20 protein-coding genes and 1 pseudogene are annotated in these 26,428 nt (G+C 55.3%); 11 read left to right on the top strand and 10 right to left on the bottom strand.

Features of this window, described 5'->3' with window-relative positions; genetic code table 11:
* Positions 1-126 precede the first annotated feature (126 nt).
* The gene (locus tag JAO79_RS01160; RefSeq protein WP_199005336.1) at positions 127-2,451 is read left to right on the top strand and encodes a molybdopterin-dependent oxidoreductase; all 2,325 of its coding nucleotides are present in this window, start codon (positions 127-129) and stop codon (positions 2,449-2,451) included.
* 39 nt (positions 2,452-2,490) lie between these two features.
* On the opposite strand, the gene JAO79_RS01155 is transcribed toward JAO79_RS01160, so the two are convergent.
* Positions 2,491-3,888 carry a cytochrome P450 gene (locus tag JAO79_RS01155; protein WP_199005335.1) on the bottom strand — a complete coding sequence of 466 codons (1,398 nt, stop codon included), beginning with the start codon at positions 3,886-3,888 and terminating at the stop codon, positions 2,491-2,493.
* Between the two features lie 72 nt (positions 3,889-3,960).
* A complete protein-coding gene (locus JAO79_RS01150) occupies positions 3,961-4,281 on the bottom strand; it encodes a 2Fe-2S iron-sulfur cluster-binding protein (protein ID WP_199005334.1) in 321 nt (106 codons plus the stop codon).
* Between the two features lie 172 nt (positions 4,282-4,453).
* Here JAO79_RS01150 and JAO79_RS01145 point away from each other — a divergent pair, with 172 nt between their 5' ends.
* The gene (locus JAO79_RS01145; protein WP_199005333.1) at positions 4,454-5,554 is read left to right on the top strand and encodes an AraC family transcriptional regulator; all 1,101 of its coding nucleotides are present in this window, start codon (positions 4,454-4,456) and stop codon (positions 5,552-5,554) included.
* Positions 5,555-5,580: 26 nt separating this feature from the next.
* Here JAO79_RS01145 and JAO79_RS01140 read toward each other — a convergent pair whose 3' ends face one another.
* Positions 5,581-6,024 carry a DVUA0089 family protein gene (locus JAO79_RS01140; protein WP_199005332.1) on the bottom strand — a complete coding sequence of 148 codons (444 nt, stop codon included), beginning with the start codon at positions 6,022-6,024 and terminating at the stop codon, positions 5,581-5,583.
* Between the two features lie 236 nt (positions 6,025-6,260).
* Between JAO79_RS01140 and JAO79_RS01135 the strand changes: the two genes are divergently transcribed.
* Positions 6,261-9,416 carry a PAS domain S-box protein gene (locus JAO79_RS01135; protein WP_199005331.1) on the top strand — a complete coding sequence of 1,052 codons (3,156 nt, stop codon included), beginning with the start codon at positions 6,261-6,263 and terminating at the stop codon, positions 9,414-9,416.
* A 399-nt stretch (positions 9,417-9,815) separates the two neighbouring features.
* On the opposite strand, the gene JAO79_RS01130 is transcribed toward JAO79_RS01135, so the two are convergent.
* Positions 9,816-11,468, bottom strand: coding sequence for an electron transfer flavoprotein-ubiquinone oxidoreductase (locus tag JAO79_RS01130; RefSeq protein WP_199005330.1), 1,653 nt, complete (start codon positions 11,466-11,468; stop codon positions 9,816-9,818).
* A gap of 23 nt (positions 11,469-11,491) precedes the next feature.
* Positions 11,492-11,917 carry a MarR family winged helix-turn-helix transcriptional regulator gene (locus JAO79_RS01125; RefSeq protein ID WP_199005329.1) on the bottom strand — a complete coding sequence of 142 codons (426 nt, stop codon included), beginning with the start codon at positions 11,915-11,917 and terminating at the stop codon, positions 11,492-11,494.
* A gap of 280 nt (positions 11,918-12,197) precedes the next feature.
* On the opposite strand from JAO79_RS01125, the pseudogene JAO79_RS01120 reads away from it, so the two are divergent.
* Positions 12,198-13,157 (top strand): annotated as a pseudogene (locus JAO79_RS01120) (IS5 family transposase).
* A gap of 375 nt (positions 13,158-13,532) precedes the next feature.
* Here JAO79_RS01120 and JAO79_RS01115 read toward each other — a convergent pair.
* From JAO79_RS01115 to JAO79_RS01095, 5 genes are all read right to left on the bottom strand, one after another.
* Positions 13,533-13,736 carry a hypothetical protein gene (locus tag JAO79_RS01115; RefSeq protein WP_199005328.1) on the bottom strand — a complete coding sequence of 68 codons (204 nt, stop codon included), beginning with the start codon at positions 13,734-13,736 and terminating at the stop codon, positions 13,533-13,535.
* A gap of 128 nt (positions 13,737-13,864) precedes the next feature.
* Positions 13,865-14,806, bottom strand: coding sequence for an electron transfer flavoprotein subunit alpha/FixB family protein (locus JAO79_RS01110; protein WP_199005327.1), 942 nt, complete (start codon positions 14,804-14,806; stop codon positions 13,865-13,867).
* Positions 14,807-15,556, bottom strand: coding sequence for an electron transfer flavoprotein subunit beta/FixA family protein (locus JAO79_RS01105; RefSeq protein WP_199006582.1), 750 nt, complete (start codon positions 15,554-15,556; stop codon positions 14,807-14,809).
* 125 nt (positions 15,557-15,681) lie between these two features.
* Positions 15,682-16,833: a DcaP family trimeric outer membrane transporter gene (locus JAO79_RS01100; protein WP_199005326.1), complete on the bottom strand. Its 1,152-nt coding sequence runs from the start codon at positions 16,831-16,833 to the stop codon at positions 15,682-15,684.
* Positions 16,834-17,268: 435 nt separating this feature from the next.
* Positions 17,269-18,246, bottom strand: a complete 978-nt coding sequence (locus JAO79_RS01095) for a LysR family transcriptional regulator (protein WP_199005325.1) — start codon at positions 18,244-18,246, stop codon at positions 17,269-17,271.
* Positions 18,247-18,462: 216 nt separating this feature from the next.
* Here JAO79_RS01095 and JAO79_RS01090 point away from each other — a divergent pair, with 216 nt between their 5' ends.
* The 7 genes from JAO79_RS01090 to JAO79_RS01060 are packed head-to-tail and all read left to right on the top strand — an operon-like array spanning position 18,463 to position 26,417.
* Positions 18,463-19,626 (top strand): acyl-CoA dehydrogenase family protein, encoded by a 1,164-nt coding sequence (locus JAO79_RS01090; protein WP_413785043.1) that lies wholly within the window; start codon positions 18,463-18,465, stop codon positions 19,624-19,626.
* Complete coding sequence (locus JAO79_RS01085; RefSeq protein ID WP_199005323.1) at positions 19,626-20,783, top strand: CaiB/BaiF CoA transferase family protein; 1,158 nt, start codon at positions 19,626-19,628, stop codon at positions 20,781-20,783. Before JAO79_RS01090 ends, JAO79_RS01085 begins: the two co-directional genes overlap by 1 nt.
* Positions 20,780-21,688 carry a MaoC family dehydratase N-terminal domain-containing protein gene (locus JAO79_RS01080; protein WP_199005322.1) on the top strand — a complete coding sequence of 303 codons (909 nt, stop codon included), beginning with the start codon at positions 20,780-20,782 and terminating at the stop codon, positions 21,686-21,688. The genes JAO79_RS01085 and JAO79_RS01080 overlap by 4 nt, the downstream gene beginning before the upstream one ends.
* Positions 21,685-22,560 carry an HpcH/HpaI aldolase/citrate lyase family protein gene (locus JAO79_RS01075; RefSeq protein WP_199005321.1) on the top strand — a complete coding sequence of 292 codons (876 nt, stop codon included), beginning with the start codon at positions 21,685-21,687 and terminating at the stop codon, positions 22,558-22,560. The genes JAO79_RS01080 and JAO79_RS01075 overlap by 4 nt, the downstream gene beginning before the upstream one ends.
* Complete coding sequence (locus JAO79_RS01070; RefSeq protein WP_227664282.1) at positions 22,560-23,705, top strand: acyl-CoA dehydrogenase family protein; 1,146 nt, start codon at positions 22,560-22,562, stop codon at positions 23,703-23,705. Before JAO79_RS01075 ends, JAO79_RS01070 begins: the two co-directional genes overlap by 1 nt.
* Positions 23,706-23,737: 32 nt before the next feature.
* Complete coding sequence (locus JAO79_RS01065; protein ID WP_199005320.1) at positions 23,738-25,186, top strand: 3-oxoacyl-[acyl-carrier-protein] synthase III C-terminal domain-containing protein; 1,449 nt, start codon at positions 23,738-23,740, stop codon at positions 25,184-25,186.
* A 28-nt stretch (positions 25,187-25,214) separates the two neighbouring features.
* Positions 25,215-26,417 (top strand): acetyl-CoA acetyltransferase, encoded by a 1,203-nt coding sequence (locus JAO79_RS01060; RefSeq protein WP_199005319.1) that lies wholly within the window; start codon positions 25,215-25,217, stop codon positions 26,415-26,417.
* The last annotated feature ends 11 nt before the right edge of the window (positions 26,418-26,428 follow it).

Genomic DNA, 26,428 nt, shown 5'->3' with positions numbered 1-26,428 from the left:
TCTTTATACTTCGCCTTAATTTATCCAAGTAAAAATAACTGGTTTAAATCGGCTGTTTCGAGTACATATACTTGGTTTTGGTCTATGCTGTCATGAGAAAATAACAACAGTAAGAGGGCTTGATCGATGAAACCTGAGCATGAAATCGAAGGAACGCTGACCAGCAGCCATTGGGGAACCTACCGTGTTTGTACCAAGGATGGGAGTGTTGTTGCGCTCAAGGGATTCGAGAGGGACGAAGACCCTTCCCCCATCGGTCAAGGCATAGTCGATGTCTTAGATGGCCCGACACGTATTAAAGCGCCGATGGTTCGACGAGGATGGCTGGAAAACGGACCGGGCCCCGCCAAAGGTGAGCGCGGAGCTGATGACTTTATTGAAGTTTCATGGCCTAGGGCGATCAAGCTGGTCGTGGAAGAATTAAACCGCGTGCGAAGTCGTTATGGTAACCAAGCTATTTATGGTGGCTCTTATGGGTGGTCCAGTGCAGGGCGTTTCCATCACGCGCAAAGTCAGCTCAAGAGGTTCCTCAATTCGATTGGCGGCTATACCTATTCTCTGAATACCTACAGCTATGCGGCAGCGGAAGTCACTTTGCCTCACGTACTTGGCGACTTTTACTCCATGGTGAATGGTGCAACCAGCTGGGAGGTTATCAAGGAACACACTGACCTGTTTGTGGCGTTTGGTGGGGCGCCGACTAAAAATGGCCAGGTCACCAATGGCGGTGTTGGTCGTCATGTGCAGAAGCGCGGCATGCTGGAGGCAACGGCCAACGGAACGAAGGTGGTGAATGTCAGCCCCTTGCGCTCAGACGTTCTGGAGGAAATGAACGCTGACTGGCTAGCGATCTACCCTGGCAGCGATGTCGCATTGCTGTTGGGTATTGCTTACACCCTCCAAGAGGAAGGGTTAGCCGATACAGAGTTTCTATCCACCTACACGGTAGGCTATGAGAAGTTTCTAGAATACCTAGTGGGAAAGGTTGACGGTATAAAGAAAGACAGCGCGTGGGCAGAGGTTAAAACAGGTCTATCTGCAGCATGCGTTCGCGATCTTGCGCGGGATATGGCTCGCCAGCGGACGATGATTTCTGTGAGTTGGTCTCTGACGCGCCAAGACAATGGCGAGCAGCCATACTGGGCTGCTATAGCGGTTGCTTCAATGTTGGGGCAACTTGGGCTTCCAGGCGGTGGCATTGGTTTTGGTTACAGCGCTATGAATGCGATCGGAGCTAATTACCAAGGCATCCCCGGGGCGGCTCTGCCGCAAGGGAACAACCCAGTACAGAGCTTTATCCCCGTTGCACGAATTACAGACCTATTGATGAACCCTGGTGAGAAATTCGAGTACAACGGAAGAACCGGGACCTATCCTGAAATCAAGCTGATCTACTGGGCGGGCGGAAACCCATTTCACCACCATCAGGACCTCGTTCGTATGAGGGCGGCCTGGCAGAAACCGGATACGGTGATTGTCCATGAATGGTGTTGGAACGCTCAGGCGAAACACGCCGATATTGTGTTACCTGCAGCGACGTTTTTGGAACGTAATGATATTGCGTCGTCCAGTCGCGATCCTTTCCTTATCTATATGCAGAAAGCAGCGGAGCCAGCGGGACAAAGTCTGTCGGACTACGAGATCTTTAGTAAGCTGGCCGAAGAGCTTGGTGCCCGAGAAGACTTCACGGAAGGACGTGACGAAGAGCAGTGGTTAAACGTGATCTACAACGAAACCCGGGAAAAGGCGGGTGCCAACGGCATAGAGCTGCCAGATTTCGAGGCGTTCAAGAACAAAGGCTGGTTTGAAAATGCGATGCCACAAGAGCCGCAGGTTCTCCTGAAAGCCTTTCGCGATGATCCGAAGGCAAATGCACTACGAACACCCAGCGGAAAAATAGAGATCTTCTCAGAGACGGTGGCAAGCTTTGGCTATGAAGAATGCCCGGGATACCCGTTCTGGAATGATCCTAAAGAGTGGTTAGGGCAGGCAAACCCTGAATACCCTATGCATCTGATTTCTAACCAACCAAGAACCAAACTGCATTCTCAGCTGGACCATGGTTCCCACAGCCGGAACTCGAAGATCAATGGGCGTGAACCGATTGTCATTCACCCGGTTGACGCAAAGATCCGGAACATTAACGACGGCATCTTGGTACGCATCTTTAATGGCCGGGGCGCTTGTTTGTGCTCAGCGGTGGTGAGTGACGAAGTGCGCCAGGGTGTTTTGCAGTTAAGTACCGGGGCTTGGTTTGACCCACCAGAAGCGGGCAACTCGGATGTGTCATGCCGGCATGGTAACCCGAATGTTCTGACACGAGATGAAGGAACTTCACGTCTGTCGCAGGGCCCAAGTGCTATGACCTGCATGGTGGATATTGAGGTCTACTGTGGTGAGGTGCCGCCAATGAAGGCGCACACTCCACCTGTGATTCGGCGCGAAACGTAAAGGCCCCATAGCCCTCGGTGCCTTGTGTGGCCGAGGGTTTTAGGAGGTTTTCTTAAGCTTCACCATCATCTTGGTATAGCCACGCACAAAGTTTGATTGCACATACTCCGGCTCGCCCAGCACTTCGATATCATCGAAGCGCTTCAGAATCTCTTCCCATAGAATACGCAGCTGCATTTCCGCTAAACGGTTACCCATGCAGCGGTGTACCCCAAAACCGAAGGACAAGTGTTTTCGCACGTTCTTGCGATCAATGATGAATTGGTTCGGGTCTTGCTCGAACGCCTGTTCATCGCGGTTCCCGGAGGCGTACCACATCACCACCTTGTCGCCTTTCTTGATCGTTTGACCATTCAGTTCAACATCCTGCTTTGCAACGCGGCGCATATAAGCCAGCGGCGTTTGCCAGCGAATGATTTCTGACACCATGCTGGGGATTAGGCTAGGGTTCTGTTTGAGCTTGGCGAACTCTTCGGGGAATTGATTCAGCGCCAATACGCCGCCGGTCATGGAGTTGCGGGTGGTGTCGTTGCCGCCCACGATCAGCAGCACCATGTTGCCCAGAAACTCCATGGGGCGGTTGATCATGGTGCGGGTGTTTTCGTTGGCAAGCAGCAAGCTGATCAGATCGAATCCGGGTTCCTCCCCGGCGGCTTTTCGGGCTTCTTTCTCACGCCACAGCAGCGACATCTGCCTTGCCATGTCGGCCGAAGCCGCGAAGGATTCATCGATGTCTGCGGTACCGCCGGTCGATTCAGGTGGTGCAGCCGCCATGTCGGACCAGTAGGCCAGTTTATGGCGTTGTTCATAGGGGAAATCGAACAGGGTGGCCAGCATACGGGAGGTCAGGTCGATGGACACCCTCGGCACCCAGTCGAAGGGTTCATCGATCGGTAAATGATCCAACACGTCTTGTGTGCGACTGCGAATCAGGCTTTCCATTTGCGCCAGATTTTTAGGCGCCACCACGCCTTGAACTGCTTGGCGCTGCACATCGTGCTTGGGTGGGTCCATGGCGATGAAGGTTTCGATTTCAAGACCCGGTGGTGGCGGGCCGAGGGAAATAATGGGCTCGGCTGAAAACAAATCGTGGTGGGTATCCACAAACATGATGTCTTCATAGCGAGTCACCGACCAGAAGGGCCCGAAGGGGCTGTTCTTCTGATAGTGCACCGGACACTCGTCCCTCAGCCGCTTGAAATAGGAGTGCCACAAGCCTTGCCGGTACAGGAACGGGTTGCTGACATCGATGTCTTCCAGTGCCAGCGAATGAACGTCGGGCAGGGGAACCTCTTTGAAAACGGGTGGCTGTTCACGTTTGCCGATTCGTTGCTTCAGGTTCTGAAACGCGTGCATCCCTTTAATCTGCCAAGCAATAGGCACAGTAGCAGCGGCTTTGTTGGCTAAGGGGTTAAAGATGGGGCCGAGTAGGCTCATGCAAACCTCCGGGGTCAGTTTTATTATTGGGTAGTTGTCAACGATCCAAACCGGGTTCTTGAGCGCGTCGAGTCACATCTGAAACTCTGGCAACCGCACCACTAAGCCGTCCAGCGATTCCGTAAGGGTTACCTGGCAGGACAAGCGTGAGGTGTCAGATCGCTCGGGCGTGAGTTGCAGCATTCCCTGTTCATCGGCGTTGATGCTGCCGGTCGCTGCAATCCAGTTGCCGTCCACAATCACATGGCAAGTGCCGCAGGCACAGGCTCCGCCGCAATCCGCGTCGATTCCGGGGATGCCGTTATCCACCGCTGCCTGCATCAGTGACTGGCCTTCTTCGATGTTCACAACATGTTCAGTGCCTGTGTGCTCAACGAACGTAATCTGTCCCATAAAAACCTCATTGGTGTTTTATCAAGGCGTTGTTGTTCTCAGTTCAGAGTACGTTTTGTGGTGTATCTCAGGCAGGTCATTACTTGACAGGTGGGGGTCATTAAAAGACTCTTGATTAAAATGTGTTCGGCAAGCTGAACCTACAGTAAGTTAATAAACGGATAAAACAACAATGATAAGCACCGTGGATGTTGATGAACCCAGCATTCCGTCGAGTTACAGCCGCTTGGCAGCCCGAGAGCTGGGCTTGCTGGCCCGCGATGTATCAGAGGTGTTAACTGGCACACGCCTGTCTGTGGAGCAGTTTTTACAGGACAGCACGCTGCTGACACCAAACCAGCAACTTCAGATTTTGCGCAATTGTTTGCGACTCGCGAAAGACGAGGCCTTTGGTCTGCGATTCGGGCAACGATTAACGTCACCGACTCACGGCGCATTGGGGTTTTTGGTGAACAGTAGCCCGGATCTGCTCACGGCATTGCGGGCGTTTCATGCTTATTTGCCAACGCGCATGAACCTGGCCCGGCTGGATCTGGTGATGAACGAAGATTGGTTGGAACTCAGCTGCAACTTCGCTGTGGCGCTGGAAGAGAACCTATTGCGGCTGCTCAGTGAAACCTTCACCGTGATTTTTTTCGATACCGCCGAGTTCATTGTCGGCCGGCCATTGCGCGAGGCCCATATTGATTTCATGCACCAGCAGCCTTCCTACGCGGTACGTTATGACGACCATATTCCCGCAACTATTGGATTCGGTGCCGACTCCTATGTTCTGAGAGTGCCGCTTGATATCTGCAAGCTCCCGAATGCGTCCGCCAACCACGAAAGTTATGTTATGGCGCTCCGGCATTGCGAGGCCATGCTGGCGCAGCTGAATCCGAATAAAAGCACCTGCAAGTATCAGGTGCAGAAGATGATGCTGTCGCATCCGCCCGGCGTGCTGAGCGAGGAGGATGTTGCCGCGGCGCTGTTCATCTGCAAGCGCACGCTCGCTCGCCGTTTAAAGCAGGAAAACACCAGTTTCCGAAAGGTAAGAGATGAAATACTGTCGCAACAGGCCATCGGGTATATGCTGGATAGCCAGTTACCGGTAGAAACCATCGCAGAGCTGCTGAACTACCATGACAGCGCAAATTTCCGGCGGGCGTTTAAGCGTTGGTTCAACCTGACACCGGATCAGTATCGGCGGGAACATCTGGCCGATTTTGCGAGAGCAGGGCACGCCGATAGTCGGGATATTCAACAGAAAGCCAATCGAGAAATCGGGGGCTGAATCGCCCCCGATAGAAAGTCCAACGGTTATGCGTTGGTTTTCTTGAGTCTGCGGGACAGGCCCAGCCCAAGCATGCCTAGAGCAATCAGGCCGATACTGCTTGGTTCGGGCACCGAGGCACTCGGGTCGCTGGGGTTAGAGGCGGAATCGGGGCCGTCGAGCCAAACACTCCAGTTCGGTCCCATGCCGCGACCGTTTGCGGGTTGATCCCAATCGGCCAGTGCAATGGGTGCTTCGCTGTCAAACGCGAAACCATCGCTGATGTTGTCGCCCAACGCAAAGTTATTGTAGGTGGCTACGGAGAAAATGTAGTCGCCCGCGACCAGGCTGGCCAGCGAGAACCCTGAGTCATAGCTGGTTTGAGTTGCCGGGTTGATGCTGTCGTCGTCATATCTCCAGGTGATCAATAGGCCGTTGCTTCGGTCGTAGTCGAGGCACTTACCGTTCGCCTTGTTACGCAGTTGCAGCAATTCTTCTTATTGGCCCAGCGCTGGTCGGCCCTGTCATCGCGACAAATAGACAACCCGACGCGATTGCCCGTTGGCGTTAAGCACTGCCAAGGAGCCGGGCATCGTCTGGTTGGACGGTACACGTCACCCCGCAGGGAATTTCTCGGGTAATGATGGAAATGAGAGTGGTAACTGGCTAAATTCGGTTGAGTAGTTAGCGTTTTTAATAAGAGCCAAGACATCATTTGAGAGTATCAATGGCCGATAACGTTTTTTGCACCGCCAAGCTGACTGACGACGAGCCCCGTCGTCTTCGTGAACTGAACAAGCTCAGGGTGCTCGACTCCCCACCGGAACGTCATTTTGATGACCTGGTTGAGCTGGCTTCTCAGATCTGTGCAAAGCCAATTGCGCTGGTGTCTTTGGTCGATCGGGAGCGGCAGTGGTTCAAGGCGGCCAAGGGCCTTACGTTTCAGCAGACAGGGCGGGATGAGTCGTTTTGTGCTCATGCCATTCAAGAGACCGGCATCCTGGAAGTGCTCGATACCCTGGTTGATGAGCGTTTCGCCGAGAATCCGTTGGTGATTGGTGAACCGCATATTCGGTACTATGCCGGAGCGCCGCTGGTTGGTCGCGCCGGTTTGGCCTACGGCACCTTGTGTGTGCTCGATACTTCGCCGAATTGCCCTCTTACGGAAGAGCAGCGGGCTGGCCTGGAACGGCTTGCATTACTAACGGTTGACCGCCTGGAGGATTGGAACGAGCAGCAACAGGCGGATGTTAGCTCGAGAATATTATCGACTTTGCTCGATTCAATGCCAGACGCCGTGGTTTCCTGTGACAGCGACGGTAATCTCGCCGAATTTAACCTGGCCGCCAGGCAGTGGCATGGCGTAGATCCGAGGTCGTTGCCGCCAGAGCAATGGGCGGAGCACTTTGACCTGTATGAGGCCCATGGCAAGGCGTTATTGGCCACTGAAAAGATACCGCTTCTGCGAGCTTGGCGGGGCGAACAGGTTCGCAACGCGGAGCTGATGATCCGGGCAAAGGGACAACCTCCACGAGTGGTTCTTTGCAACGGCCAGCGCCTCGAGGATGCGTTTGGCCGGCCACTCGGTGCGGTTGTGACTATGAGCGATATCACCGAACTCCGGCATGCCTATAGCGATCTACAACAAACCCGCGCCTATCTGGAGTCGGTCATCGACGCGTCTGTGAGCGTCGCCACCATTGCGACCGATACCCGTGGTTGTATCTCGCTGTTTAACTCAGGGGCAGAGAAACTGCTGGGCTACAGTGCCGAAGAAGTGGTCGGTGTCCATACGCCGGCGTTATTTCATCTGGAATCGGAAGTGGCGGCACGGGGCGCAGAGCTTTCCAAAAAGTTCGGAGAACGCATCGAGGGCTTTGATGTTTTCGTCGCGTCGGCCCGGGAAGGTATTCCGGAAACCTCAATATGGACGTACGCCCGCAAAGATGGCGAGCACCGTACTGTGCAGTTGTCGGTAAGCGCTTTGAAAGATGATGAGAATGTGACGTCGGGCTATCTGGGCATGGCAGTTGATGTGACCGAGCAACGGCGGGCGGAACAAGAAGCCCGGCTGGCTAACGAAAGTTTCGCTGAAGCGTTCAACTCGGCGGCCCAAGGCATGGCCCTGGTGTCGCTGGAGGGGCGCTGGCTGGACGTAAATGCAGCGTTGATCAAGCTGTTCGGTTATTTGCGCGAGGAGTTATTGGCGACCGACTTTCAGACTCTGACCCACCCGGAGGATCTGGAGTCAGACTTGTCGTTGCTGCACGACTTACTGGCCGGTCGAATTGATCAATATCAGATGAAAAAGCGTTACTACCGGCGCGATGGTTCGGTTATGTACGCCTTGCTCTCGGTAGGATTGATACGCGATGAACATCGGCTACCACTGCATTTCGTGGCTCAGATTCAAGACATCTCTGTTGAGCATCAGGCCCTGCAGGAGCTGGAGGAAAGCGGTGCGTTTCTGTTGCAGTTATTCGACTCCCTGGCCGATGCGGTAATGGTGATTGACAGCGATACCCGCATTGTTGGACACAATCTGGCGGCCGTGAACCTATTCGAGCTGCCGGCCGATGCTACCGGTTCGCCGTTGAGCGCTCGTTTGCCTGAGTTGATAGGACGATTGGACGGTTCTGCCGATCAAGGCTCAGAGGGTTTGCTTGCCCGGTGGAGCACAACGCTGACCATTGTGGGCAAGCAGCCCTTGCCCTTGGAACTCAGCCTTACGCAGGTGCTGCGCCCCAGCGAGCTGGATCAACGGTGGGTATTGGTGGCCCGGGATTTGTCCGAAAGTCAGCGGAATGAACTGCTTAAAAATCAGTTTGTTTCGACCGTTAGTCATGAGTTGCGCACACCGCTGACGTCCATCTCCGGATCATTGGGTCTGATCGCTGGAGGGGCGTTGGGGGCCGTTCCTGAGCGGATTGGTGGCATGCTGCGTATTGCCGAGCAGAATACGCAGCGATTGATCCAGCTGGTTAACGACTTGCTGGATCTGAATAAATTATCGGCCAACGAGATGAAGCTGAATATCCAGCGTATCGAGGTTTCGGACATTCTGGATCAGGCCATGGAGCAGATGGAGGGGTACGCCATACCATACGGCGTGCAGCTCAAAATCACCGGTGATACCTCGGGGCATCTCAAAGCCGACCCAGATCGCCTTCTACAGGTGTTGTTCAATCTTGTCTCCAACGCCTGCAAGTTTTCACCGCGTGGCGCAACCGTGGAGATTCATTGCGAGCCCAACGCGGAGGACGGTGCCTTGATCAGCGTAGTGGATCGAGGGCCGGGGATTCCACAGGCATTCCGGGGTCGCATATTCGAACGCTTTGCACAGGCAGATTCCTCAGAAAATCGAGTCAAAGGCGGAACCGGTCTCGGGCTTGCTGTCACCAGAGAGCTGGTTGAGCGAATGGGCGGCGTGATCGGATTCGAATCTCAGGAAGGCGAGGGCGCGCGCTTTTGGTTCCGGTTCCCTCGGGCTGAAGTGCGTATTCCGGAAGAGCCGGGAGCTGCCCGTGTTCTCCATGTGGAAGACGATGCCGATCTGGCTGCGGTGGTCAGGGGCCAGCTGGCTACAGTTGCCCGGGTCGATCGGGCGGAAACATTGCGCGAAGCCCACGAACGGCTCCGCCAGGTTTCTTATGACCTGATTCTTCTGGACCTGAAGCTGGAAGATGGCGATGGGGTGTCGCTCTGGGAATCGGTGCATCGGTCCCAGCCGGATGTGCCTGTTGTGATTCTGTCAGGGTACGAGGTGCCCCGGGCAATTGCCACGAAAGTGGCGGCGGTGGTTCAGAAAGCGTCGGTGACACCGGGTGAGCTTGAAAGCCGGGTGTTTGCTTTGCTGAAAAATAAAACCGGACCGGAGGCCTGAAAGAGGAAGGCAGGCCATTAAAATGGCGCGCCCGAGAGGATTCGAACCTCTGACCTCTGCCTCCGGAGTGCACTCTTCTATGGTGTTCTAAGGAGGGGGTAATCGACTTAATTCGAGACGGTTCAAACGGTTACGCTTCAAGTTGCACCTTCTGGAAATCCCTTTTAATACCGATATTTACACGATTTACGCCAAATCTGGGCACAGAGTTGTCCGGTTATGATTGTCGCAAAACTACCAAAATGACCGCTGCCCTTTGCCCTTGATTTAATACCCTACTTGCCCAGATAGCCCTATACAACCTGCTGAATTTTGTCCGGTTTAGAGTGGTAGATTTTGGACATTGAATGCGTTCCTTTCGGGTGTGTATGCCTGCGCGAATGTTAGTTTTGGCTCCAACTACATGTTCGGATAATTCGGGCCACCGCCCCCTTCCGGAGTCACCCAGTTGATGTTCTGGGCAGGATCCTTGATGTCGCAGGTCTTGCAGTGAACACAGTTCTGGGCGTTGATCTGGAAGCGCTTGCCGTTGCCATCGTCTTTCTCTACTACCTCATACACACCAGCCGGGCAGTAGCGCTGCGCAGGCTCGTCGTATTTCGGCAGGTTATCGCGGATCGGCAGCTCCGGATCGGTCAGTTTAAGGTGAACCGGCTGATCTTCCTCGTGGTTGGTGTTTGAAATGAACACCGAGGACAGACGATCGAAGGTCAGGGTGTTATCCGGCTTGGGATAGGCCACCTTCTTGCACTCGGCTGCCGGCTTCATGGTGGCATAATCCGGAGTGGTATCGTGGAAGGTAATCGGCAGGCTGCCGCGCAGGATGTTCTGCTCGAAGTAGGCGATGGCGCCACCGACTATATTGCCGAACTTGTGCATCGCCGGGCCGAAGTTACGCTCTGCGTATAGCTCCTTGAACAGCCAGCTGTCTTCAAATTTCTTCTGGAAGCTGCTGATCTCTTCGCCGCTCTTGCCGTCCTTCAGCGCTTCGAAAACTGCCTCGGCGCCCAACATGCCGGACTTCATGGCGGTGTGGGAGCCTTTGATCTTGGAACCGTTCAGCGTGCCCGCGTCACAGCCCAGCAGGAGACCACCCGGGAAGCTCATCTTGGGCAGGGCGTTGTAACCACCCTTGGTGATTGCACGGGCGCCGTAGGAAACGCGCTTGCCGCCTTCCAGGTGCTTCTTGATTTCCGGGTGCAGCTTAAGACGCTGGAATTCCTCGAACGGGCTGAGGTGCGGGTTGCTGTAGGACAGATCGGTGATCAGACCCACGTAGACCTGGCCATTCTCCAGGTGATACAGGAAGAAACCGCCGGTGGAGCCGGTTTCTTTCAGGGGCCAGCCAGTGGTATGAACAACCAGACCTAGCTCGTGTTTGGCCGGATCGATATCCCACAGTTCTTTGATACCGATACCGTAGTGCTGTGGGTCTTTGCCTTCATCAAGCTTGAACTCGTTGATCAGGCGCTTGCCCAGATGACCGCGGCAGCCCTCGGTGAACAGGGTGTATTTCGCGCGCAGTTCCATGCCCGGCATATAGCCGTCTTTCTCAGAACCGTCACGGGCAGCGCCCATGTCGCCGGTAATGATGCCTTTCACCTGACCATCTTCAACAATGGTCTCGGCCGCAGCGAAGCCAGGATACACTTCAACGCCAAGCTGTTCGGCCTGTTCGGCAAGCCAGCGGCACAGGTTGCCCAGACTGATGATGTAGTTGCCATGGTTGTGCATGTTCTTGGGCACAAACGCATTCGGGATCTTGGTGGCGCTTTCCTGGTTTTTCAGCAGGAAAATGTCGTCACGGGTAACTGGCGTGTTGAGCGGGGCGCCTTTCTCTTTCCAGTCCGGGAAGAGCTCGTTGAGGGCAGTGGGCTCGAATACGGTACCGGCCAGAATGTGGGCGCCGATCTCAGAACCTTTCTCTACAACGCATACGGTGAGTTCCTCGCCAGCTTCCTGTGCCAGTTGCATGACACGGCACGCTGCCGACAGGCCCGCCGGGCCGCCGCCGACGATCAGAACATCAAATTCCATCGATTCGCGTTCCACGTTTTTCTCCGCTTGTCCAAGGTCTATAACTTTGATGCTTCGTACATTTTGTTCTGGAGGTGTTCAGCTTTTTCTAGCTGAGATTTTTCGACGTGACCAAAAAGTTTTCGATAAGTCGAATCGTAAATACCTTCGATTTGAACGAGCAGTTTTCGGCCTTTTGGTGTTAAAATAATCGCACTTTTACGACGATCTCCCGGAAAAATTTCCTTTTTAACAATCTCCATTTCCTCTAACCTTGCAATGAGGTTTACAAGGGTAGGTTGCTCAATTTCCATACTCTCGGCAACTTGGCTTTGAGAGGAACCTTCACCAACAAAATTAAGGTGCAGTAAGGCTGCGGCCAAACCATGTGTCATGCCAATATGAGATAGCCTTTTACCAAATTCTTTGGTTGCCAATCTGTGTAGCTTGGCGACTGTGAAGAAAAAATCTCTTTTACTACACATAGTTGTTTCACCTGGCGTGGACGAGAATCGAAGATTGGCAAAAAAAGCCCCAAGACAAGAGGGCGTAAAGGCGTACAACAACGCAGAAATACTGAGATACCTACCCGGTTTTACAGTTTTGGCGCAACAGTTTGGCCCTTCTGGCCCACTTCTATGTCGTTCGGCGCAGAGTCGGGCCAACTAAGTCCGGTTACAATAAGAAGACTTAGGGAGACTCTGAACAAGTCTCAAAATCGGCGATAATACAGTCATCGCCAACTGCATAGGATTCGTCGCCTCCATGGATCAGATCACCTTCTCCGAAGCCGAGTACCAGAACAAGAAGCGTAAGACCCGCCGCGAGATCTTTCTGGAACGGATGGACAAGCTGATTCCCTGGAAGCAGTTGGAAAAGAAGGTAGCCCGTTATTACCCGAAGGGCCAGAATGGCCGGCCTCCCTATCCGCTGCCTGCCATGCTGCGAGTTCACTGCATGCAGTTGTTCTATAACCTCAGCGACCCGGCCATGGAAGACGCTTTGTACGAGATCGAATCCATGCGGCACTTCGCTGGCCTGAAGCTGGACCGCTTGCCGGACGAGACCACCATTCTTAACTTCCGGCATTTCCTGGAGCAACACGGTCTTGGCAAGGCGCTGTTTAAAGAGGTGAACAAACACCTGGAGAAGAACGGCCTGATGCTGCGCGAAGGTAGCATCGTAGATGCCACCATTATCTCTGCTCCCAGCTCGACAAAGAACCAAGCTGGCAAACGTGACCGAATCGTCGGACCGCCTGAAATGCATCAGACTAGATAAGGCAACGAGTGGCACTTCGGCATGAAGATGCACATTGGTGTCGACGACGCTCTGGGCCTGATTCATAGCATTGATACCACCGCTGCCAACGTGCACGACATCGTGCCCACCGACAAGCTGCTGCACGGTGAAGAGCAACGAGTCTTCGGCGATGCCGGTTACCTTGGCATTCAGAAGCGAGATGAGCATAAGCACCGTGAACACGTCTCCTGGTTCATTGCCAAACGACCTGGCACCCGGAAGAAGCTGGATGCCGACAAGCTGAAAGCCGAGAAAATCAAAGCCAGCATCCGCTCAAAAGTGGAACATCCGTTCCGGTACATCAAACAGGTGTTCGGCTACAGCAAGGTCCGCTATCGCAGCCTGTCTAAAAACACCAACCGGCTGCACTTGTTGGCCGCGTTCAGCAACCTGCTGATTGGTGAAAAATACCTGCTGGCGTAGGGTAAGTGCGCCTGTTTTCCGCCAAAATGGCGGGAAACGGGCAAGATACACACAAATAACGGGAAGATAGTGTCTGAATTTTCGTTTTTTTGCCGGCTAAAACCAAGATCAGCAAAAATCAGAGGTTATTCAGACCTTCCTTAGTCACTTTCAGATTGCGATGCTTGTAGAGAGAACGAAAATAGCAGTGGTGGACGGCGCTAACAATTATCTATGTTGTATGTGCTGTATACCGCATAGGAATATCTTGACGAATGGGAGGCTATCATAGGCTAGGAGTGTCTAGTCCACCGGGGGTAAGTCCACGCCAGTTTTATTGGTATTCAAGTATTATTGGTGACGTTATAAGCACCTGCCATGACAGGTTTGATTCTATTAGGACCCACAACCACAGCCACTTCCGGCACTGATCTTCTTCAGACGTTCAAACTCCTCGGCCGGGCTTACTCCGTCCTCGAAGGCTTTACGGTGATACTCAGGATCGGACGAGATCATCCATGGGCAGCCCTCGTTTTCTGCAAGGGATTCGAGCTCGGAGAGCCATTTTTCAAAGGTGTGGATCTGGTGTTGAGTGCGCATGGTTAGGTTGACCTGCTATGACTATGACGCTCAGATGATATTACTATGGAAAACTAAAAAAGCCCCCAGAAGGGGGCGCAAAGGGGTACAACAACGCAAAGACCCCGAGAAAACTCACGACACTATCGTCAGCTCACTTTCTTCAGTTCACTCTCTAATTCAGGTACTGCTTCAAACAGATCCGCGACAAGGCCGTAATCGGCAACCTGGAAGATGGGGGCTTCTTCATCCTTGTTGATCGCCACGATCACCTTGGAATCGGACATACCCGCCAGGTGCTGGATGGCACCGGAGATACCCACGGCGATGTACAGCTGCGGCGCAACGATCTTGCCAGTCTGGCCGACCTGCATGTCGTTCGGCACAAAGCCGGCGTCAACTGCGGCACGAGAGGCGCCAATGCCAGCGCCCAACAGGTCAGCAACCTGCTCCAGCATCTTGAAGTTGTCGCCATTCTGCATGCCGCGACCACCGGAAATAACGATGCCGGCACTGGCCAGGTCCGGGCGGTCAGACTCGGCTTTCTGCTCGCCAACAAAGGACGACACGCCAGCATCTTTCACCAGGTCGAGCGGCTCGATAGATGCAGAACCACCTTCCGCGGCGACCGGGTCAAAGCCTGTCGGGCGCAAGGTGATCACCTTGATGCTGTCGGTGGCTTTCACCGTCGCAATGGCGTTACCGGCGTAAATCGGGCGCACGAAAGTGTCTTCCGACTCAACGCGGATGATGTCAGACACCTGAGCCACGTCCAGCAGCGCCGCAACCCGCGGCATGAAGTCTTTACCGGTGGTACCGGCAGAGGTCAGGATGTGGCTGTAACCCTTGCCCACTTCCGCCACCAGCTCACCCAGGTTCTCACCCAGGAAGTGGCCATAAGCGGCGTTATCGGCCAGCAGTACCTTGGCCACGCCTTCCGCTTGGGCGGCGGCTTCGGCCACGGCGCCACAGTTTTCGCCCGCAACCAGTACATCAATATCGCCGCCAATGGCCTTGGCAGCCGCTACAACGCTCAGGGTCGCCTGCTTCAGGCTGCTGTTGTCGTGTTCAGCAATAACAAGGATGCTCATTTAGATCACCTTCGCTTCGTTCTTCAGTTTATCGACCAGCTCGGCAACGTCAGCCACTTTCACGCCGGCGGAACGGGCAGCCGGTGCTTCCACTTTCAAGGTGGTCAGGCGCGATGCAATCTCAACACCCAGATCCGCGGGGCTCAGGGTGTCGATGGGCTTCTTCTTGGCCTTCATGATGTTTGGCAGGGACGCGTAACGCGGCTCGTTCAAACGCAGGTCGGTGGTGACTACCGCAGGCAGGTTCAGGGAAACGGTCATCAGACCACCGTCCACCTCACGGGTAACGTTCACTTTTTCGCCATCAACAACCACTTCGGAAGCAAAGGTACCCTGAGCCATGCCGGTCAGAGCGGCAAGCATCTGGCCCGTCTGGTTGTTGTCAGAATCGATGGACTGTTTGCCGAGAATCACCAGCTTCGGCTCTTCTTTCTCAACCACCGCCTTCAGCAGCTTGGCCGCTTCCAGAGACTGTACTTCCTCATCGGCTTCAATGTGGATACCACGGTCGGCACCCAGCGCCAACGCAGTACGAATCTGCTCCTGGCAAGCCTTGGGACCAATGGACACCACGACAATTTCGCTGGCAATGCCCTTTTCCTTCAGACGAACCGCTTCTTCAACAGCGATTTCGCAGAATGGGTTCATTGCCATTTTGACGTTGGCGAGATCAACACCCGTGTTATCCGGCTTGACACGTACCTTTACGTTGTAGTCGATGACTCGTTTTACCGCGACCAGTATCCGCATCACTTCTGGCTCCTGAGTTTGATCAGTGAATTCATTTTAGAGCCCTGCCTCCCCGCACACTGGGTAGGTTTTCTCGTGCGAGGAAGCAGGGTTTCCTTAGCTATCCGTTTCGGGTGGTGCCCGGATCAGAAGCTATAGGTTGCTGCAAACAGCAGGCGGCTGGCATCGCCATCATCGCCGTTCTCCAGCTCAGCTTTCAGGTAGGTGTATTGCACACCAAGCTTGACCGCCTTCACAGGGCTCCACTGGTAGTTAACCAGTGCCATGGTGTTGCGTCGGTTTTGGGTAGCTGCGCCACCTACGCCATCTTTTTTTGCATCATCCCAATCCACTTGGGTCAGGGCGTAGGCCGTATTCACTGTGCCCGGGCCCACCTTCAGGCTGGCGCCGATGGTACCACCAAAGCCTGAGAGGGTTTCAAGGCTGCCATCAGCTTTCATGTAGGCATCGGCAGCGCCGTAGTTGGTGCCGGAACGCCAGAGGTACTGGTTGGCACCGTCTGAGTAGTTAACCGCGCCTTGAATGTTGAGCGAATCGGTCACTGCCAGTTTAGCGGTACCGAACACGCCAAAACCAAACGCAGAATCGTCATTGGTGCCATCATCGACCGAGAGTTGGCGAACAATAGTTGCAGCTGCGTAGGTCAGGTTGTCAGCTTTGGAGGAATAGCGTGCGGTCAGAGCTGGCGAGCTATTTTTTTTCGCGGCGGTAGCAGCACCGGTGTTGTCCAGAATGCTGGTTTTAGGGTCTTCAACTGCGAAGGAGAAAGGTCCTGTGGTGTAGCGCACCTGTGATGTGCGACCTACGTAACCGGCAGATCCTGGGATTTGGTCAAACTCAAGCTGCGAGGTTGTGCCAATCAGACTGCTATAGTTCGACCAGGTCTGGCCCATCAAAACGCCATTATACTCGCCATAAGCGTGACGCAGGCGGAGTGTGCTGGTGGTGGTGCGGAAGTCACCCTCAACGTTGATTTTTACGCCTTCAGGTGTGGTGGTTCGCACACCAATGCGCGATTGCACTGCGTCTGCGCCAAAATGCCCTGTGGCCCCTTCACCGCCGCCCTTGGTGATCTTTCTGTAGTCGCCAGCGCGCGTTCCGGAAGCAATGGAAATGTCTTCATTGATATCGTAAGAGGCATTCAGCCGCGCATAGCCATAGATTTGAGCGCTGTAGTCGCCGGCTCGAACTTCAAATGCATTGGCCTGGCAAGCCAGCCCCAGTACCAGCGCTGAGCTGGTTACCTTGATAGCTGTGGATAATTTATTGCGTAGCATAGTTCGCGTTCCCCGTTATTTTGTTGTTTAAACGTCTGCCGCTAGAGATCTTTTGGTCTGGTGGAGGCAAATACTGATAACTGCAAAGTCGCAACAATTGACGACAAAATGAGCCTATCAGCGAGCGGAGGGGTCAACAATTATCTGTATTTTATATTATCTATGCCGGCAGAGAATACCTTGGGCGAGTCGCATGGTGAAAACTGAGCTGGCATCATCCGGGATTGCGGTGTTGGCCAATTCGGCTAGGGGCATTATCAAGTTGCAGCAAGGCATGGCAAATCGGGACAGATTCAGGGGGCGGATTTGGCTCGGCGATGTTCATGGCGCCGATATACAGCGCCGTGATCACCCTTCTATTAATAGTCGCTTCTGCACTGGTCGCGCTGCTGCTTTGACGGCCGCTGGATTCATCAAACGCCGGACATCGGCTTTCTACTCCGGCTTTTCCAGGCCTGGGTCGTTTGCATCGAACAGCAGTCGCCCTTTCCAGAGCCTTTGGTGAACATGCTTCGCGAGCTGGTCCATAATCAGTTCTGCCAGTTTCCTGGTGGCTACAGAGGACGGCAGGTCGACAGGGGTCACCAGCGCGAGCGTCCGGGTCAGCTCGGGCGAGGTGATGGGAGTGGCTGCGACTTCTTTCCTGGCTACCATTTCATGCACCGCCGCTGAGGGGAGAATGGTGTAACCGAGGCCGCGGCGAGCGGTGTCGGTCAACAGTGGCCAGGCGCTCACCTCCAGCGTGAGGTCGAGCGCGACACCGCGCTCGGCGGCCGTACGTTCCATTTTTATACGCAAACCGTGCTTTTCTTCGGGCAGTATCAAGGGCAGTGTCAGCACCTCGTCCACGGTTATGTCGCTGCGCTCAGCAAAAGGGCTGTTGCTGGGGCCGATCAGGCAAAGCGGCTCTTCAAGCAACGGCAGGCAGCGCAGGTTTCTCTGGCTGGAAGGATTGTAAGTGATGGCAACATGCAAACGATGTTGGGCAACCATCTGCTGCAAGGTGCCGCTCATCGCTGACTTAACCGCCAGATCAACCTGAGGATACTGTTGGCAATATTTTTCGACGATGGTGCCGGAAAACAAGTGGGCCACCGTGGGAAGAATCCCCAGTATCACCTGGCCGGTCACTTTCCCCCCGACGGCGGTCACATCCGCCTGGGTTCGTTCAAGATCCTGCATGAGCTTGCGAGCCCGATCGTAAAGCAGCTCTCCTGCCGCTGTAAGCACCACCCCCCGGCCGTGGCGCACAAACACTTCCACGTCCAAGGCACTTTCCAGCATCCGGATTTGTCGGCTTAAAGCCGGCTGGGCAACAAACAGCTTTTCCGAGGCCCGACTGAAGCTGCCGGTATCTGCAACGGTGAGAAAGGTGTTCAGCTGGCGAACATCGACATTAATGTTAGTGGCCATGTATGCGCTCCAGGGTATGCCCAAAAGTAATGGTGTCAGACTACTGCATAACATAATTATTTCAAAGCGCTTGGTTGCGCAAGCGGGAGGTATGCAAAAAAATGATGAGGGATATAAAAACTATATAATTGTTGGGTGTCTGCCATGCTGGTAGTGTGAATTTCATGATGGTCGGAGTGAGGTATTACGCCGGCGCATCGATCCACTAGCCAGGAGATGGACATGAATTCGCCGTTATCGTATCCAGAAATCAGGGAAGCCGTCGTGCGCTTGTGCGCTGAGTTCCCGGGCGAATATTGGAGAGCCCTGGATCAACAGGGTGCCTACCCGACTGAGTTCGTCAATGCCCTGGCCGAGGCCGGGTACCTGTCGGTGATGATTCCGGAAGCCTTTGGAGGCTCTGGCTTGCCCCTGGGCGCAGCCTGTGCGGTGCTGGAAGAGGTTCAGCGGGCCGGTTGTAATGGCGGTGCCTGTCACGCACAGATGTACACCATGGGCACGCTGTTACGCCATGGTAGCGAGGAGCAGAAACAGCAATATTTGCCGCGAATTGCCGCCGGCGAGCTGCGGCTTCAGGCCTTTGGGGTAACCGAGCCGTCCAGTGGTACCGACACCACCCGCATCACCACCCGTGCCGTGCGAGACGGCGACCACTATGTGGTGAACGGGCAAAAGGTGTTTATCTCCCGCACCGAACATTCCGATTTGATGGTCCTCCTGGTTCGCACCACGCCGCGAGATGCCTGTGCCAAACGCACTGACGGTATGTCGGTGCTGTTGGTGGATATGAAGGATGCCTTGGCCGGTGGCCTCAGCATTCGACCCATCAAGACCATGATGAATCATGCCACTACTGAGCTGTTCTTCGACAATGTGCGCGTGCCTGCTGCCAACCTGATTGGCGAGGAAGGTGCCGGGTTCCGCTACATCCTGGATGGCATGAATGCAGAGCGGATTCTGATCGCCGCGGAGTGTATCGGTGATGCCCGTTACTTTATTGAAAAGGCAGCGGCTTACGCCACCAGCCGTGAAGTGTTTGGCCGCCCAATTGGCCAAAACCAGGGTGTGCAGTTCCCCATTGCCAGAGCCTATGCCCAAACGGAAGCCGCCGCCGCGGTTGTTGACCGTGCCATTGCCGCATTTGAAGCCGGGCAACCCTGTGGCTCCTTGGCCAACATGGCCAAGTTGCTGGCCTCGGAAGCTTCGTGGCAGGCGGGTGATACCTGCATTCAGACCCACGGTGGCTATGGCTTTGCCGAAGAATACGACATTGAACGCAAGTTCCGGGAAACCCGTTTGTACCAGGTTGCGCCCATCTCCACCAACCTGATTTTGTCTCACCTGGCCACCCACGATCTTGGCCTGCCGAGGTCTTTTTAATGAACGCGCCGTCGCTTGAAGGGCTGTTGGTGGTGTCGCTGGAGCAGGCGGTGGCCGCGCCCTATTGCACCTCCCGGCTCGCCGATGCGGGCGCACGAGTTATCAAGGTGGAGCGTGGTGAGGGCGACTTTGCCAGGTACTACGATCAGGCCGCCGCCGGCGAAAGCTCCTATTTTGTCTGGCTCAACCGTGGCAAGGAGTCCATCTGCCTGGACATCAAAGACAGCGAAGATCAGCGATTGCTGCTGCAGATGCTGAAAGAGGCGGATGTGTTTGTGCAGAACCTGGCGCCTGGCGCTGCCGAGCGCGCCGGGTTTGGTTCGGCCGCGCTCCGTGCGGCCAACCCTCGGCTGATTACGGTGGATATCACCGGTTACGGTGGCCACGGCCCTTACCAGAATATGAAGGGCTATGACCTGCTGGTTCAGTGCGAGTCCGGTCTGGCTTCGATTACGGGTGCGGCAGACGAGCCCGCCCGGGTTGGGGTTTCCGTGTGTGATATCGCCTGTGGCATGTACGCCCATGCAGAAGTGTTGCGAGCCCTGATTGGCCGTGAACGCACGGGTCAGGGCGAAAGCATCGAGGTGTCCTTGTTCGATTCGATTGCGGACTGGATGACCGTGCCGCTGTTGCAGTGTGAGTCGCAGCAGGTGCCGATGGAGCGCGTCGGGCTTAGGCATCCGGCCATTACGCCCTACGAGGTTTATACCTGCGCGGATCAGCAGCAGGTGGTGTTGGCCATACAGAATCAGCGGGAATGGGAGCGCTTTTGCGACCAGGTGTTGGCGTTCCCGGGGCTGAAAACCGACCCCCGTTACCAAAGCAACATCGCACGTTGCATTCACCGGGACACCCTCAATGAGGTGGTGCGTCCGATTATCGCCACTATGAGCCGGCAGGCGTTGGTTGACCGATTAAGTGAGGCCCGTATTGCCTACGGGGAAGTCAAAACCGTTGAGCAGCTCAGCCAGCATCCGCAATTGCGGCGCACCCAGGTTGAGACGGCGTCCGGTCCGGTCAGTGTGGTTGCACCACCGGCCATTTCCCGTCGGTCATCGCACAGATTGGGCCCGGTGCCTGCGCTGGGAGAGCAGAGTGCGCAACTAAGGCGTGAATTTGGTGCCAGAAAGTCAGACGTTATGGAGACGCAGCCATGAGCTCAAAGCCGACGGCAGAACAATCGAAGTTTGATGAATTGCAGAAGTGGGTGGGCCAAACCCAGCAGGCGTCGGATCTGATTGGTGCCGGTGTAGCCGCCAAGATGGCTGCGGCGCTGGATCACCAGAATCCGCAACTGACAGAGGGCAGCACTTTGCCTCTGCCCTGGCATTGGCTGTTTTTCACGCCAACCCCTCAGGCGTCAGCCACCGGCCAGGACGGGCACCCGAAAACCGGTGGTTTTTTACCACCGGTGCCGCTGCCACGGCGGATGTGGGCGGGTAGCAAGATTGAATGTCATCAACCGATTCATATCGGTGATCAACTTACTTGCAAATCAACTGTCGAATCAGTTGTACCCAAAACCGGGCGACAGGGGGAGTTGGTGTTTGTAAGCGTCGCTCACCGCTTGTTCAAGGGCAATCAGGAGCCTGTGCTCACCGAGATTCAGGACATCGTATACCGCGCAATGCCAACCGGCCCGGCGCCGGTTGCCCCGGAATATACGCCGGAGCTGGCGCCCCAGTGGAGCAAAACCATCACGCCGGACCCGGTCATGCTGTTTCGCTATTCCGCGCTGACCTTTAACGGCCACCGTATTCATTACGACCGCAACTGGGCAGTGGAGGCCGAGGGTTACCCTGGCCTGGTGGTGCACGGGCCGCTGATCGCAACCCTGTTGCTTGATTTGATGTACAGCAATTTGGGGCAGGTCGAAATTGCCCAGTTCAAGTTCCGGGGCATCCAGCCACTGTTTGATCTGGATCCGTTTACGGTGAATGGCGCTCAGGATGGCAACAGCGTGAAGCTGTGGGCTTTGACCCCCGGTAATCAGCTGGCCATGTCTCTGGAAGTGGAGCTAAAAGGCGAAACCAATAGCACTCTGATGGGAGCAAGAGGATGAACGCACCTACTTTGCCAACGTGGCGTTCTTTGTTGTTCGTGCCTGCGAACAACCGCCGGTTCCTGGAGAAAGCCCACACCCGTGGGGCGGATGCCGTCATTGTTGATCTTGAAGACAGTGTGCCCTTCGGCGAGAAAAAAACAGCACGTGATCATTTGCCCGTGGTGGTTCACCAGGTGACCCAATCCGGTGCGGACATGCTGGTGCGCATCAATCATCCGTTGCGGATGGCGGTGCGCGATCTGGAAGCAGCGGTCATCGCCGGTGTGCGTGGCTTGGTTGTCCCCAAGGTCGAAAGTGCCGCTGCCTTGCAGGCCTTGGCAGATGTAGTCACCGAACTGGAGATTGAGCGTAGCCTGGTGCCTGGCAGCGTGGTGATGCTGGTACAGATTGAGTCCCCGGAGGCACTGCCGAAACTGGATGACATTGCCTCTGTGTCACGAGTAGTCGGGCTGACCCTTGGCCCCGAAGACTTTTGTGCCGAGGTGGGGATGGAGCCTAACGCAGACACCTTGCTGGTTCCCAGCCAGGCCATTGTCTTCGCGGCTAATCGCAGTGGGGTAACGCCCTATGGGTTTGTCGACTCGATTGCCGATTACAGCGACCAGGAACGGTTTGCTGAAACCATCAAGCGGGCACGGCAGTTGGGCTTTCGCGGCGCCCTGGCAGTGCACCCATCGCAGGTCACCATTATGAATGAGGGTTTTATGCCCTCCGCAGAAGAAATTCAAAAAGCCCGGGAGATTGTTGAAAACTCACGGGCGCATGAACAGAAGGGTGAAGCGGTATTTTCACTCGATGGAAAAATGATCGATAAGCCGGTTGTAGAGCGGGCGGCCCGATTGCTCAACCAGGTAAAGGAGAGAGTGTAATGTCTATTGAAAACAGAGCTATCTATTCAAGCGAACACGAGCTGTTCCGTACCAATGCCCGACGCTTCTTCCGGGAGGAGCTGGAGCCCAATATCGAACAGTGGGAAAAAGACGAAATCATTCCCCGCTCGTTTTGGGAAAAGGCCGGCGCTAACGGGTTTTTGTGTTGCGGCGTGCCGGAAGAGTACGGCGGTCCAGGTGCCGATTTCCTCTACAACATGGTGCTTTCGGAAGAAACCGGTTACGCCATTGGTGGTGCCAGTGTCGGGTTTTCCGTGCAGGCGGACATCGTCGCTTACTACCTGCTGCACGCAGGGACTGAGGAGCAGAAAAAATACTGGCTGCCCCGCATGGTGACGGCAGAAAGCATCGCCTCGATTGGTTTGACTGAACCTGGCTGCGGCAGTGACCTCAAGGCGATCCGCACAACAGCCGTGCGTGACGGTGATGAATACGTCATCAACGGCCAGAAAACGTTCATTACCAATGGCCAAAACTGTGATTTCTGCCTGGTGGCCTGCTCCACGGATCCCAGGAAAGGGGCCAAAGGTATCAGCCTGATTATTGTTGAGACTGATCGCCCCGGTTTTGAGAAGGGCCGTAACCTGGACAAGATCGGGCAGAAAGCGGCGGACACCTCTGAGCTTTTCTTCCAGGATGTACGGGTTCCGGTGACCAACCTGGTGGGTAAAGAAGGTGAAGGCTTCGCCATCATGATGCGTGAACTGCCCCGTGAGCGGATCACCATCGCCTGCAGAGCGCAAGCTGAAGCCCAGCGTGCTTTTGACCTTACCAATGCCTATGTGAAAGAGCGGAAAGCATTTGGCCAGACACTGGCAGACTTCCAGAACACCCAGTTCACCCTGGCGGATCTGAAAACCGATCTGGCCGTTGGTTGGGCCTTTTTGGATCAGTGCCTGGCGAAAGCCAACGAAGGCACATTGACCCCTGAAGAAGGTGCGATGGCAAAGCTGTGGACCACAGAAAATGAAGGCAAGGTGGTTGATAAATGCCTGCAGTTCTTTGGTGGCTACGGCTACATGAAGGAATACCCCATTTCGCGGGCGTTTGTGGACGCACGGGTTCGTCGGATCTACGGCGGTGCGAGTGAAATCATGAAACTGGTTATTAGTCGTACGCTTTAACCACTGGCCTAGCAACAGAGGAAGACAATCTTATGTTCGGAATTACTGCTTACGGCGCCTACGTTCCTCGCAGCCGCCTTCAAAAAAGTGCCATTGCCGATGCCAACGACTGGTTTGACGCCAGCCTTCGCGGCCTCGCCAAGGGCGAGCGCAGCATGTGCAACTGGGATGAAGACACCATCACCATGGCCGTAGAAGCGGCCCAGGACTGCCTGACGGTTCTCGATCGCGACAGCGTCAAATCCCTATGCCTGGCTTCAACCACCGTGCCGTTTCTCGATCGCCAGAACTCGGTGGTGGTCAGTGAAGCCCTGAACCTGGGCAACCGCCTGCGCACCATGGATGTAACAGCCTCTCAGCGGGCAGCAACCACCGCCTTGATCAGCTTGCTGGAAGCCGGTGGCAAGGACAACAGTTCGGCGCTGCTGGTGGCGTCTGAGCACCGTCGCACTAAATGTGGTTCGCGTCATGAAATGCTCTGGGGAGACGGCGCTGCCGCCGTGGGCGTGGGGAACGAAGGCGTGATCGCTGAGTACCTCGGCAGCGCCAGCTTTGCGGATGATTTCGTTGATCATTATCGCGGTGAAGATGCGACCTTCAATTACGACTGGGAAGAGCGCTGGATTCGAGACGAAGGCTACCTGCACAGCGTACCGGCTGCGGTAAACGAATTGTTCGAAAACACCGGCACCAAAGCGGCCGACATTGCCCACTTTGTGTTGCCCTCCGATCAGGCTCGCACCCCGGGCGCTGTTGCCAAGGCTCTGGGTATTGCTGCTGACGCAGTAATCGACAGCCACATCAACAATCTGGGTGTGACGGGTGCCGCTCACCCGATCCTGTTGCTGACCGCGGTTCTTGATAAAGCCAAAGCCGGCGACCTGGTATTGCTGGCCGGGTTCGGTCAGGGCACCGATGCTGTTCTGTTCCGGGTCACCGATGCGATTGCCGCAAGACGCCCTAAAACTGGCTTTAACGGTGCCTTGGCAAACCGTCGTCCGGAAACCAACTACAACCGGTTCCTCAGCTTTAACAACCTGGTTGAGCGTGACATCGGCAAGCGTGGTGAACTGGACAAGCAGAGTTATCTGGCGGCCATGTACCGCAAGAAAGATCTGCTCAACGGTTTTATTGGTGGCAAGTGCCGCGAGTGCAACACCATCCAGATCCCGAAAGAAAACTACTGCGTTAACTCTGAGTGCGGAGCACTGAACAGCCAGGACGACTATCCCTTGTCGCAGGTACCGGGCCGCATCAAGACCTGGACCGCAGACCGGCTGACGTTTGACTGGAATCCACCGGCCTATTTCGGGCTGGTTGAGTTCGAAGGTGGTGGTCGCCTGATGATGGACTTCACCGAAGTTGAGGAAGGCACGGTTGAATCCGGCGTGACGGTAACGTCGCACTTCCGGATCAAACAGTTCGATAACCAACGCGGTTTCCGGAAGTACTTCTGGAAAGCTATTCCATCGCAGCAGTAATGCACGCGCAAAGACAAGGTGAATGAAAATGGCTAGTGGAATCAAAGATAAAGTTGTCATTCTTGGTATGGGCTGCAGCAAGTTCGGCGAGCGCTGGGATGCCAGCCCGGCAGACCTGATGACAGAAGCATTTGAAGAGTGCATCGCGGACGCGGGCATCGACAAGAGCGAGATTCAGGCCGCCTGGTTTGGTGCCGGTCTTGATGCGCATAACGTAGGCCCGAGCGGTTTGCCGTTGTCCATCGCCTTGCGCCTGCCAAACATTGCGGTGACCAAAGTTGAAAACATGTGCGCGACGGGCACCGAAGCGTTTCGGGGAGCGGTCTACGCAGTAGCCTCCGGTGCCTGCGACATTGCTCTGGCGCTGGGTGTCGAGAAGCTGAAAGACGTAGGTTACGGCGGTTTGCCGCAGCGCACTCGCGGTGTGGAAAACGACATGTTCTGGCCGAACGTGTCGGCTCCGGGCGCCTTTGCCCAGCTGGCGTCGGGCTACCGCGCCAAGTACGGCATCGACCAGCACGACCTGAAGCGCGCCATGGCGCACATTTCGGTTAAGAGCCACGCCAACGGCGCGAAAAACCCGAAGGCGCATTTGCAGCGTGAGATTACCGAAGAGCAGGCAATGAATGCACCCTACATTGCGGAGCCGATCGGGTTGTTCGATTGCTGCGGCGTCAGTGACGGTGCTGCCTGTGCGATTGTCACCACCCCCGAAATCGCCGCACGCCTGAAGAATTCTGATCTGGTGTCTGTCAAGGCACTGCAGCTGGCCGCCTCCAACGGCTACGAGGCTGGATACGGCGACTGGGACGGTTCCTACCTGAAAACCACCCGTGTGGCAGCCCAGCGTGCCTACGACGAAGCCGGCATCAAGAACCCTCGTGAAGAAATCAGCATGACCGAAGTGCACGACTGCTTCTCAATTACTGAGCTGGTGACCATGGAAGACCTGCAGCTGTCGGAAGAAGGGCAGGCGGTTCGCGATGTACTCAACGGCGATTTCGATGCCGACGGCCGTATTCCCTGCCAGATCGATGGTGGCCTGAAATGTTTCGGGCACCCGATAGGCGCTTCCGGGCTGCGGATGATCTACGAGAACTACCTGCAGTTCAGTGGTCGGGCCGGCGATCGTCAGTTGGCGAATCCGCGCCTCGGCCTGAACCACAACCTGGGTGGTTTCCCACACCAGAATATTTGCAGTATTTCCATCATCGGCCGGTACGAGAAGTAAGGCTGCACCGG

The sequence above is a fragment of the Marinobacter litoralis genome, assembly GCF_016427555.1.
GTDB classification, from domain to species: domain Bacteria; phylum Pseudomonadota; class Gammaproteobacteria; order Pseudomonadales; family Oleiphilaceae; genus Marinobacter; species Marinobacter litoralis_A.
This window is presented reverse-complemented; position numbering and strand designations above follow the sequence as displayed.